At 37.1% G+C, this 12,733-nt stretch carries 7 protein-coding genes; 5 read left to right on the top strand and 2 right to left on the bottom strand.

Features of this window, described 5'->3' with window-relative positions:
* Positions 1–241: 241 nt before the first annotated feature.
* Genes ACM0OT_RS16990 through ACM0OT_RS16980 form a run of 3 tightly spaced genes read left to right on the top strand, consistent with a single transcriptional unit; the run spans position 242 to position 7,285 of the window.
* Positions 242–4,234 (top strand): AAA domain-containing protein, encoded by a 3,993-nt coding sequence (locus ACM0OT_RS16990; protein WP_414565599.1) that lies wholly within the window; start codon positions 242–244, stop codon positions 4,232–4,234.
* A 58-nt stretch (positions 4,235–4,292) separates the two neighbouring features.
* Positions 4,293–6,176 carry a trypsin-like peptidase domain-containing protein gene (locus ACM0OT_RS16985; RefSeq protein WP_414565598.1) on the top strand — a complete coding sequence of 628 codons (1,884 nt, stop codon included), beginning with the start codon at positions 4,293–4,295 and terminating at the stop codon, positions 6,174–6,176.
* 20 nt (positions 6,177–6,196) lie between these two features.
* Positions 6,197–7,285: a hypothetical protein gene (locus ACM0OT_RS16980; RefSeq protein ID WP_414565597.1), complete on the top strand. Its 1,089-nt coding sequence runs from the start codon at positions 6,197–6,199 to the stop codon at positions 7,283–7,285.
* Positions 7,286–7,895: 610 nt separating this feature from the next.
* On the opposite strand, the gene ACM0OT_RS16975 is transcribed toward ACM0OT_RS16980, so the two are convergent.
* Positions 7,896–8,105, bottom strand: coding sequence for a hypothetical protein (locus tag ACM0OT_RS16975; protein WP_414565596.1), 210 nt, complete (start codon positions 8,103–8,105; stop codon positions 7,896–7,898).
* Between the two features lie 340 nt (positions 8,106–8,445).
* Between ACM0OT_RS16975 and ACM0OT_RS16970 the strand changes: the two genes are divergently transcribed.
* On the top strand, positions 8,446–10,224 hold the full coding sequence (locus ACM0OT_RS16970; RefSeq protein WP_414565645.1) for an ABC transporter ATP-binding protein: 1,779 nt from the start codon (positions 8,446–8,448) through the stop codon (positions 10,222–10,224).
* A gap of 20 nt (positions 10,225–10,244) precedes the next feature.
* Positions 10,245–12,026 (top strand): ABC transporter ATP-binding protein, encoded by a 1,782-nt coding sequence (locus ACM0OT_RS16965; RefSeq protein WP_414565595.1) that lies wholly within the window; start codon positions 10,245–10,247, stop codon positions 12,024–12,026.
* 142 nt (positions 12,027–12,168) lie between these two features.
* Here the strand turns inward: ACM0OT_RS16965 and ACM0OT_RS16960 are convergent, their stop codons facing one another.
* Positions 12,169–12,726, bottom strand: a complete 558-nt coding sequence (locus tag ACM0OT_RS16960; RefSeq protein ID WP_414565594.1) for a Uma2 family endonuclease — start codon at positions 12,724–12,726, stop codon at positions 12,169–12,171.
* Between the last annotated feature and the right edge of the window lie 7 nt (positions 12,727–12,733).

The raw sequence follows: 12,733 nt of genomic DNA, 5'->3' as shown, positions 1-12,733 counted from the left end.
TGATTTATCAGGTTTCAGTATATCTGTGTTTAACATACTAATGATTAATTGGCTGGAAATTACCTACCTTTCCTCGCCAGTCTCTGGCATTTTTATCTTCTTTTCTACATTGGTTATTGCAGAAAATTATGTAATTTATACAAAACTTTGCCAGTAACAAGAAAATTTACTTAAAATAGATAGTATAAAAAAACGCCTATTTTGATTAGCTGCTAGTAATCGGAAGCCAATGAGTAACAGCATGAATCTGGCAATTTTGGAAAAGATCAAGGTTTGGAAGGATAAACTTGCAGATTTCAGTAGCAGTAACCCTCTGCTTAATTTTAGTGAAAAGAGCAAAAAACCAAGGGTTAATATTTTTACACCACCTCTAATCCTATTTCAAAAATTTGTAGAAAGCGACTCTGGTGAATTTTCTGTCAAAGATTTGAGAACTGAACAAACAGATATTGACCTCATCAAGCTGCTTGATAAACTATGTGGTGAAGCCAAGAAAACAGTAGAGGAAAAGGGTTTTGTTAGTTTATTCTTAGTCCTGGGTACTTTAACTTGGTTTGATACTGCAAATCATCAGGACAGGGGGGAAAAGCTAGTTTCCCCTCTGTTGTTGATTCCCTTAGAATTACAGAAAAAAGGTAAAAAAACACCAGAATATACACTTTATATTGCTGATCAGGAAATTTCTGTTAACTTTATTTTAGCAAATAAGTTACGGGATGAATTTAATATCATATTACCTGAGTCTGAAACAATTCAAGACTTAGGATACGAAGGATTTATGAATACGGTACGTTCTATAGCTGAAAAACAGGATTGGGAATTAGAAGAAATCGCTTATATTACCTTGTTCGAGTCCTTCAAAACAGCGATGATAAAGGACTTAGAACAACATCAAGAACTCATTGCTAGTCATCCTATTCTGCAAGGAATTGCTCTGAAAGAACCATTAGAAAATCGCGTTGCTTTCACCAAGACCACCATAGACAAGGAACTGGATACAATTAATCCTGAATTAGTCTATCAAATATGTGATGCTGATTCTAGCCAGCAAGTAGTAATCGAAGCTGCCAAAGCAGGATTTAGTTTTGTAGTTCAAGGCCCGCCAGGAACCGGTAAAAGTCAAACTATCGCTAACATCGTTGCTGAATTAATCGGAAAAGACAAAAAAATTCTGTTAGTTGCTGAAAAGCAAACTGCTCTTGATGCTGTATATAAAAAATTACTGGAATCTCAGCCTTCTCTTAAAGAGGTCTGTTTAAATTTGCATCATAGAGGTACAAACAAGATACATGATTTGCTAAAAGAATTAAATAAAACCAAAAGTCTGCTATCGCAAAGAAATGAATCAAAATCACAAAATTCTAATGGGGTTTTTTTTCAAGAATTGCAAGATTGCCGATCAACTATAAATAAACACAATGAAATGTTACATAAAACATATCAGCCAATTAATAAATCGGCTTTTGAAATATATGGAGAAATTATTAGGCTAGAAAATGAAAAAGTTCCAACATTAGATTTTAATATTTATAACTTAGAAGATTGGTCAGAAAAACTTTTACTGGTGCAAGCAACTCCCTTAGTTAATGAGCTGCGGCAATTTGAGTCTATTTTTATGGGAACACAAAACACTATCTGGTCAAATAGTGGAATAAAAATCTGGAACGCTGATGTTAGCAGTAATTTACGTCAAAGTATTAATGCGCTTCGTGATGCAATTAATCTGGCGCTCAATACAATAAATGATGTACAGAAATTATTACAAATAGAATCTAATTATAAAATATTTGATTTAAATTTACTAGGTTTAGATATGCTTCAACCAGTAATAGCACATCTTGCTGAGGTTCCTCAAAATTTTCCGCTGTGCTGGTTAGAAGACACAAATTTAAGTTATTTGCAACACAATTTTTCTGAACTTGAAAAGGATATTTCTTATTTTAAATATATAATGAGTGATTTAAATAATACTTACTTTAAAGAGTTCTTCAATTTAAATTTATCTAAATTGCAAGAATTTAAGCAAAGATTAGAAACTCATAAAAGCATCTGGGGATATTTTAAATGTGTTTATTGGCGCACTCGGAAAAACATAATCAAATTTCGATACCATAAGAAATGGATGACAAAAAAAGAATTAGTTGAGGATATTAATAAAGCAATTAAATGTCAAGAAATTTTACAAAAATTAAGGAATTTAGAGCATCCATATAATCAAAACTTTGGCTTGTATTTTGATGATGAAGAGATGCCAGATTTAAATGCTATTCAACAAGCATTAAATTGGTTAAAACAACTACAAAATTATGGGTTAAATTTTCAGACAGTAGCAGCAGTTATTTGTTCACAAGATAATTCAAAAGAACTGAGCAGGTTGCTAAAAGATTTAGTAAAATCTCAAAATTCAATTAAAGATGGCTTCAAATTTATTAGGCAACATTTTCCACAGCATCCAATGATAAAAGTAGGCGACTTGGAAGAAAATCTTTTACCAAAGGTAGAAGATTTTATTAATAAAGCACAGAGTGAACTAAGTATTTTTCAACAATATTTAGATTGTCAGCAACTAATAGAAAAACTTCAGGATATTGGAGCTAAAGATTTTTTATCAAAACTGAAACATTCTACGATAGTAGCAGATTTTTGGGTTTCAACATTACAAAAAGGCGTTTATCATAACTGGCTACAATACATATATGATAGTTGTGAACTGCGAAACTTTAATCCAAAAATGTATGAAGAGAAAATAGAAAAATTTTGTAACCTTGATGTTCAACAATACCCAGTAGCAATAGAACGACTACAACAACTCCATGCTAAACGTTGGCAGCAATGGTCTATTCAGCCAGAGGCGAGAAAACAAATTCAATCTCTTGAAAGCCAAAGTAAATTAAAAAAAGGTCATCAAAAAATTCGTCAATTCATCAAAAACGCCCCTCAACTTATTACTACCCTCAAGCCTTTTTGGCTAATGAGTCCACTAGCCGTTAGCCAGTATATAGATCCAGATGCGGTAAAGTTTGATGTTGTAATCTTTGATGAAGCTTCCCAGATATGTACTGAAGATGCGGTAACCGCAATTATGCGAGCAAAGCAGGTAATTGTGGTTGGTGATGATAAGCAACTACCACCAACCTTTAATCCTAAAGGTAACGCTTCTGGTAAGTCAGATGAGGAACAAGAAGTATATGAAAGTTTGCTCAATGAATCTTCGATTGTTCTAGAAAAATTTACTTTAAAATGGCATTATCGTAGCAAACATGAAAGCTTAATTGCTTTTTCAAACCAAAAATTTTATGACTCAGAGCTTTTAACTTTCCCAAACCCGCTCAAAGATTCTAATCTTGGTGTTCATTTCCATTATGTTGAAGAGGGTATATATACACCTGGTGATAATGGGCGAAATAATATCCGTGAAGCACAAATTGTAGCCGAAATTGCACTAAAGCATTTGGAGGAAAATAAACAAAACCCCAATTTTTCTCTAGGAATTGTTACTTTAAATGATCAACAGGCAGAAACTATCCAGGAACAACTAAAAGAACTTATTTTAAAACATCCAGAAATAGAAGAATCTGGTAAATATTTTATTAAACCACTGGAACGGGTTCAAGGTGACCAACAAGAAGTAATTCTTTTCAGTTTCGGATATGGATTTAATGCTGAAAAGAAGTTAAGTTTCAATTTTGGACCTTTATCTAAACCAGGAGGGAGACGGCGCTTAAATGTAGCAATAACTCGCGCTCGAACTAAGTTTGTGTTAGTAGCTTCCATACAAGCAGCTGATTTGCAACCGACAAAAGAAAACGCAGAAACAACGCTGGTGAAAGAGTATTTTGAATACGCTCATAGTAAGGGTGAAAAATTAGAAAAACAGAATCATTTTTATTTTTCAGATTCTGATTTTCTTTTTGAAGAATATATATATCAAGCCTTAACTGAACAAGGATACAAAGTGAAAAAACGGGTAGGTCGTTCAGCCTTTCCTATTGATTTAGCAGTGATAAATCACCGAAATACAGAGACAGAAGAGTTTATTTTAGGTATTGTCTGTGATGGGAAAATTTACCATAAATATTCTACAGCAAGAGATCGAGATCGCCTGCGTATTCAAATTCTCAAAGATTTGAAATGGAATATTTACAGAGTTTGGTCTAGTGAATGGTTTCATGACCGAAATGGTCAAATAGAAAAGCTTGTGGGACACATAGAAAATCTACTGAATCCGAAATAGCTACAGATGTTAGTCTAATCCTTAAATACAAAGTTGCCAGGAAATTACAATTTCTGAAATGGAATCTACAGAATTAGAAGAACTTTTAACAAATATTCAAAAACTCCAATCGGTAATGATTGGAGTTGCTACTAATCAACAGGAATATCGGATTCAAGATTATGAGGAGGAATACAAAGAACTTTATGGAGAAATAGTATCGCAAATAGAAGATTTTCAATCTGAGGGACTATCTATCGAAAATCCTAACAATTTTCATTCCCTCTGGGATTGGTCTAAGCATTGGAAAGCTAATTTAAGCACATTAGCTTGGCGAGGAGCATATATTCACAACCTTTATCAAAATATTTATCATCAAATCAACGTTATTGTATGCAAAAACTATATCAAACTAACTTCGCTAGAAATGTTAGATCATGAGATAGAACCTTCACCAATAGAAGAACTAAAAGTCAAAATAAAGACTATACAATCTATGATGATAGAGGTTGCTAGCGAAGGAAATGCTATTTCTTTAATTCAGTATTATGAAGAAAACTATAATCAAATATATAGAAAAATTTATTTTAAGATAGAAATTCTTAAAGCAAGAGGAATATCAGTTTGTAATCCCAATCAATTTTGGTCACTTTGGCAATGGTACAGTTTTTATTCAGAACAGTTAGAGAATGTAATATCTGTCCGCCAAGAATACATAGATAACCTTTATGTAAATGTTCTCAAACCGATAGAGAGAGCATTAAAACAACACCGGAAAAAAACAAGTTCTATTCAAGAATTTACTCAAGATTTACAGCGTCGATTTAACCAACCAAATGCTATTCAACCTATTAATTGCACAGAAATAAGTACAAATTTTAGGAAAACTGTAGAAACATTTAGCCAGAGCATCGATACTTGCTTGCAGGAACAAGGTTCAAAACAGATTCTCAATACATTCTCTGTTGCACCTACTCAATCTGAGGACAATGTGTTACTGGAAATTGTAAATAATACTTCAATCTGGAGAGATGAAAATATTATGAATCCGGAAATATTTTTAGATGATCAAGATGTTATACCCTTAATTAAAGCAGTAAATAGTTTTGCTCTCAAATTTAATGGAGCCAGTGATCGCCAAGATGTGTTGGAAAATTCTGGTATTGATACTGCATTTTTGAGTAGTTTAAAATGTGATGAGCAACCTAATAAATTTGCCCAAGCATTAGTCTCAAGATTCAAAACTTATCAAATATCTAAGAATCAATTTAATTATCATCCATTAGTAAATTTACTTAAACATCTAAGCAATTTAACACCTATCTATGGATTCTCAGACCCAGAGGTAGAATTATTTATGAGATTAGTGGAAAAAGGTCAAGAAAACTTCAAAGCCTTAGCTGCTAGGAATGCAGTTGCTAGAATCGAATCCCCTATAGGAAATGCGATAGGTACAGGGCTATTAATTAAAAATAATTTCTTATTAACTTGTAATCATATTTTCACCAAGAGCCAAATAACAAAAGTATGGGTACGCCTTGGCTACAAAGCTAGTAATTACGAATCAGAAAAAGATGTATTAGAAGTAGAAATTATTAAGATAAATTCTCGTTTTGATTATGCTTTACTGAAAATCAACACTCCAACACAACATAAAGCTATTTCTATTAATGAAATTTCGATATTAGATAGCGGACAAGAAATTCGTATTATTCATCATCCGCAGGGAAATCCTGTAGTAATTTCGGGCTTGGGACAGATTATGCAAGTAGGAGATGATTACATTGACCATAATGTGAAAACAGATCATGGCTCCTCTGGCGCACCAATTTTGAATCGCCAATGGGAACTGATTGCAATTCATCAAGGAAATCCCGGTATAGGACGTGCCGTGACTCCAGGTTCAACAGGAGGTATTCCCATTCGCGCTATTTGGAATGAAATATCAACATATTTAGGTTAATTGAACAGAGAAATAAATTTATGAATTTTCCCCAAAGCTTATTTGAAACTTTTAGCCGTGAGGCTCCAAAATATAAAGCCCTTTTCTTGCCAAAATATCGAGTAGATGTGGATTATGATGACAACCCCATCGTTGCAGGTGAAGCCTATTGTCGGATTTGGCTAGTGGAGATGTGCTTGGCGAAAGATATGGAATGGCTCAAGCAACGGTATCCCCTTGTTCATGTGGCTGTTCGATTCAATCATGCTGGTGAATGCGTAATAATTCCTTATCTAGCTGCACCGGGGCAATTAGAAAAATCAATAAAAGATAATTTGGATAGAGTCATTCAGTGCAACTATCCTGTGACATCCTTATTTCCTTTCAATAGTGGCTTAGTCGAGTTACAGGCAGGTTTATTTAGTGTAGCTAGTCATGACTCCATCGGAAAATTTATTAAGGCGATGGGTAGATTTTCTGAATTGCTACCTGTGCCAGAACTTTCAAGCGTTATCAAGCTAGCAGAACCAGTATATCGAGGTATTGAGGATTTACTCGATATTGGCGAGCGTCGCCTAGAACTAGGCTATCAACAAACTTTTTCTGAAGCTAATGGAGGTGGTAGCAATTCCCTGAAGGCGGGTTATTTTGCCGCGATCTTAGCACAGGAACACAAAATTAATAGTGATAACCTTTGTATTGTCAATGATAGCCTTTGTCTTGGTTCACCTGGTACTACAAAAACTTTTGTACGTGACCGCAAACCCCTAGAAGGTTACAGCTATATGTTATTTCGTATAGAAAAGCGCAAAGACCAAGATTGGGAGTCATTAAAAAGTATAAAAGAGCTAGTAATTAAAGCTCAAAATGCTATTTATTCAGGAGAATATGAGCAAGTAAGGAAATTTATTTTACCTGCTATTGAAATAGCTATTCGCCAAAGTCCTGATGTAACTAAAGCAGACAAACGCAATATGATATTAAAAATTCGAGAAGAATTTAAAGAACTTGGTTTGCAGTCTACACAAGTGCAAAAGCGATCTCTTTATTCAATTATGCAGCGACCCTTGCCAGAAATTGATCCAACAACAGAAGCCGAATTAGCTTCCCTAGAGCAGCTTTTTAAGTAAAATCATATGGATAATGCTTGTCAACCGTAATTACATAAAGGCTAAATTCAGCTTTTCCTACTCAGGCAGATTCCTCAACAATTTTCTAGCCAATAATAAAATTATTGTTAAGAAAATTTACAAAATTTTAAGTTTTACCGTACTTTTATAGATATTTATACGGTAACTGATAATCTTATAAAATCATAAAAAACAAGGATTTTATTAAAAATGAATAACTCAAAACTTCCCAACCAACTTGGTGTATCTATGGCTATGGGTGCTTTAATCATGTTGACCAGTGTCAGCATCATTGCCATCATGAATTTTTTCTAGCTATAACTAGAAATCAAAGTTGCTCATTTTACTAAATAAATCTTTACAAAACCCTACCCAATAATGAGTGGGGTTTTGGTTTTGGCATGGAGCGCGCTTGGGGTTTCTATTCAGTTTGGTAAGGTAAATATTGATATCGTGTTAAACCTGGTTTGAGTTTTTCTGCCATATCGAAATCAGCAATAAATTCATTGATATTAGCCAACTAAAAATGAACTATACCCCTTTGCACATAAGCTCTGGGGTCATGGGGACGGTTGGAAATAATATCATCCCCACAAGCAATTTTTAATCTTTAATCGTCCCATAAATTCATCAATGCGTGCAATTCCGGGTCGTTTGATTCTGATAGTTGATGCTGTAACTCTAATATTTGTTGCTTTAAGACTTCCGATGCATAGAGCATATTAGATGTTTGGGCAATTTTTAATTGATCTTCTTTGATTCTAATTTTTCTTAATAATTCATCTACAGCATTAATTGAGTCATAATCTTGAGAAATCATCGCCTTACACCCATTTGAGATATAAAGTTAAATTTGCGAAATCTAAATAAGACTTACGCACTGGCCACGAAAATCAAGGCTTTGAGATTGCTTCCCTACGGTCGCAATGACGGAAATACGTAAGTCCTGATAAATTATCTCGCTTCAGTGAAATTTTAAGTAAAAATTATACATGCAATTGACTCAGATTGGTGGAAAACAAAAAGTGAATTTACTTATCTTGGTACCGGAAGATTTACTAGTCAACACAAAACATTAATCTATAAGTGGGTGATCATTTTTCCAAGACACAGGAGTGATTCGATTGGTTCAGCCACCAGACCTCCAGGAAACTTCCTCGATGCAGCCAATCCAGCGGGTACTAGGAAGTTTAAGCACTTACCGATGGACTTCGCTGGGAGCATTAGTGAGCCTTTTGCTTTTAACAGCAGCTAATGCACTGACTCCCCAACTGTTTCGCTGGGGAATAGATCAAGGTATTGTCAACCAAAACTTACAAATTGTATTCTACAGCGCTGCTTGGTTGGTAGTAGCGGCCATCGCCCGTGGTTTATTTAACTTTGGGCAAAGTTATTTAGCAGAAACGGCATCTCAAGGTGTAGCCTATCAACTGCGTAACCAGATTTTCAGTAAAATTCAACATCTCAGTTTTAGCTATCATGACCAATCACAGACTTCGCAATTACTTACCCGTGTAACTAATGATATTGAGCAGATTCGCACATTTGTCGGTACGAGCTTGATTCAAGTCATCAGTGGAGTTGTAACTTTAGTCACTGTCGCCATAGTTTTGCTAGTGATGAACTGGCAACTGGCGCTGATTTCACTGACAGTAGTACCAATGACTGCATGGTTGATGGCACAATTTCTCATCCGCAATACTACGTTATTTGGGCAGATACAAGAACGACTTAGTGAACTTAATGCCGTATTGCAAGAAAACTTACTAGGGGTCAGGGTAGTCAAAGCTTTTGTGCGGGAACCAGTGGAAACTATACGTTACACGAATCTTAACGATGGCCTGATTAAAGCCAACATGAAAACGATTCAGGCTATCCGCAATACCTTCCCGTTTATTTTTTTGCTGAGTAATTTGATCACTTTGGCAGTATTTGCCTTTGGAGGCGCACAGGTAATAGGTGGTAATTTCTCCATTGGTGAACTAGTAGCATTTAATTCCTATCTCACCTTAATTTTGCAACCAATATTATTAATTGGATTTGCCGCTCCGTCCATCGCCCAGGCCATAGCTTCTGCGGAACGGGTTTATGAAATTGTCGATGCTGAAGTAGAAATCCGCGATCGCCCCCATGCTATCCCATTTAGTACCTGTGGTGGCAGAATTACATTTGAGAACGTTTGTTTTCGCTATCCGGGAGCCACAACTGAAGCTTTAACTAGAGTTTCCTTTGAAACGAAACCCAATGAATTAATCGCCGTTTTAGGCATGACAGCTTCGGGAAAAAGCACCATTATGAATTTGATTCCCCGCTTTTACGATGTCACCCACGGGGCGGTTCGCATTGATGGCCGAGATATCAGGGATTTTACCCTTAAAAGTCTCAGGTCGAGAATTGGCATTGTCTTTCAGGAAACCACGCTGTTTTCTGGTACTATTCGGGAAAACATCGCCTATGCCGAACCGAATGCCAGTCTAGAAGCAGTCATCAAAGCGGCGAAAACTGCACAAATTCACGATTTTATTAACAGCTTACCCGATGGCTACCAAACCATTGTCGGGGAACGAGGCGTAGGTTTATCTGGTGGACAGAAACAAAGAATTGCGATCGCCCGTACCTTACTCACCAATTACAGTATTCTCATCTTGGATGATAGTACCTCAGCCGTAGATGCCAAAACTGCTGCCGAAATTCAAGCCGCGTTGGATGACTTGATGTATCGCAAGGCTTGTACAACCTTTGTGGTGGCTCAACGTATTAGCACCGTTAAAACCGCCGACCGAATTTTTCTCCTTGATAAAGGTCAATTAATCGCCCAAGGAACCCATGAGGAATTAATGCAAACCAGTCCTTTGTATGGTGTAATTCTCGAATCTCAGGTCCTAAAAACCCCCAATCTAGATGGATTCGCAGAACCTAATTTCCCATCAAAAATCTAAAATCTCACATCCAAAATCATATGAGAGGCACAGCTCCCTTAGTTACATCAGAGCAAACACCGAGTCACCAACTCTCGACTCTGCGGCGCTTATTACAATATCTGCGACCCTATAAAAAAGAAATTCCCTTTGCTATCTCATTAGTCATGGTCGGTGCTGCTACCCAAGCCATCGGGCCGTTTTTGCTGGGTTGGTCGGTTGATAACCTAATTGCCCCAGGTAATCTATCTGGACTGTGGTTATTATTGGGACTACTGGCACTAATTTACTTCATTGGTATCTGGGCAATCCGGGGGCAAATTATCCGCGTGGGCTGGATAGTACAGCGAGTTTTAGCACAATTACGCCAAGATATTTTTACTAAAATCCAAAGTTTACCACTCAGCTTTTTTGACCGCAGTGAAGCCGGTGATTTAATGAGTCGCCTACTCAATGATGTGAATACGGTGAATCAAGCCTTTGGACAAACAATTCCCCAAATGCTGGGTAATACTTTCAGTTTGGTGGGTATTGTCATCGCCATGCTGGCTATTAATTTACAACTTGGCTTGTTAAGTAACTTAGTTATACCCTTAATGATTGTCATCACCAGCTTGTTTGCGCGTTGGGCGAGAGCGAGATTTCGGGTTACACGACAAACCATTGGGGAATTGTCCGCCAAATTAGAAGAAGACATTGGGAGTGTGCGGGAAGCACAGGCATTTAATCGTGTACAAATGAACATTGAAGAATTTGATATTCTCAATGCTGCCAATCGTGATGCTAATGTCGAAGCTGTGGCCATTACCTCGGCATTTTTGCCATCAATCGATTTTCTCAACACCTTAACCACTGGCGGTGTGCTGGCTTATGGTGGCTATCTCGCCGTTACGGGAGCAGCTACGGTGGGTGTAGTTACATCTTTTTTACTTTATATTCAGTTGTTCTTTCGACCTATTCAGATCCTCAGTCAGTTTTATACTCAATCCCAGTCAGCCTTCGCGGGTTTAGAGCGCATATTTCTCCTTTTAGATGAAACCTCCCACCTCAACGATGCGCCTGATGCGACAGAAATGCCACCAATTCAGGGGGAAGTTACATTTAACAACGTCAATTTTGGCTATAAGCCCCATCAACTCGTTCTCAAACAAGTGAACTTACACGCTGATCCAGGACAAATGGTGGCTTTAGTCGGAGCAACGGGATCAGGAAAAAGTACAATTATTAATTTGATTTTACGCTTCTACGATGTATCTAGTGGGTCCGTAAAAATAGATAGCATTGATGTCAGAAGTGTGACTCAAGCTAGCTTGCGCCGTCAAATTGGCATTGTGCTGCAAGATAATATTTTGTTTAGCGGTACTGTGGCGGAAAATATTGCTTTTGGCGCTCCCTATGCTACCCAAGCTGAAATTGAAGCGGCTGCACAACTGGCTAATGTACATGATTTTGTTACCTCACTGCCACAGGGATACGCCACTAAATTAGGGGAAAGGGGTGCGCCTCTTAGCCAAGGACAGCGACAACTGGTAAGTATTGCCCGTGCGGTATTGATTAATCCTCGGATTCTGATTCTCGATGAAGCAACTAGTAGTATTGATACCAGAACAGAATTACTAGTACAAGAGGCGATCGCTCGTTTGCTCAAAAATCGTACTAGCTTTGTTATTGCTCATAGACTAAGTACAGTTACCCAAGCCGATCAGGTATTGGTGATTCAGCAAGGACAAGTGGTAGAACAAGGTACTCATGCAGAACTGATTCATCAACAAGGAGTATATGCAAATCTCTATGCCCTACATCTGGGTGCAACAACTATTTAATGCCAATTTTTAGATTAAGTAGGACGAAGTAAATAATTAAAGGTTTGTAGTGAGGACTTTAGTCCTCAAATAAGAGCTAGAGCCGCTGACTACGAAATGAATTTTAATTAGGGTTTGCTGAAATTTGATAGGCGATCGCTCTTTATGGAATACCCGCTTGTTGGAAAATTTGTTCTGGTGTAATTTGCAACTCTGGCAAGAGAGAATCTGCTAAACTATCTTCACCAGTTTTTGTTTGCGGTCTGGTGTCAGGATAAAAAACTGTCACAGTTTTCGCTTTTGCATCCACAACCCAAACTCGCATCACCCCAGCATCTAGGTAATCTGTGGCTTTAGCGCTCATTTGTCCAAAGCTTTGGTCAGGTGAGATGATTTCAATGGCTAAGTCTGGCGGTATGGGACAAGGTTCATCTTCGATGACATCACTGGCAAGGCGAGAGTAAGAGATATAAAGTAAGTCTGGCACGGGAACCCAATCACGGCCTTGGCGTTTTAAAGTTATTGCCCATTCGATACCAACTTCGCCACGATTTTGCGCCCACAGTGATAAAAGAGTATAGATTACGCCTGTTAATCGTGAATGGAATCTTTTTGGTGCCATTTTGGGTTTTGCTTCTCCATTAACTAATTCGTATGTGATGTCATCCAAAGGTAGGGCCAGAAATTCTTGTAGGGTAAGTTGAGGCTTAAGTTGAGTCATGGCATGA

It is taken from the genome of Anabaena sp. CCY 9613, assembly GCF_963920895.1.
Taxonomy (GTDB): Bacteria; Cyanobacteriota; Cyanobacteriia; order Cyanobacteriales; family Nostocaceae; genus Cyanocohniella.
The sequence above is the reverse complement of the archived record's forward strand: the minus strand, read 5'-3'. Positions and strand labels throughout refer to the sequence as shown.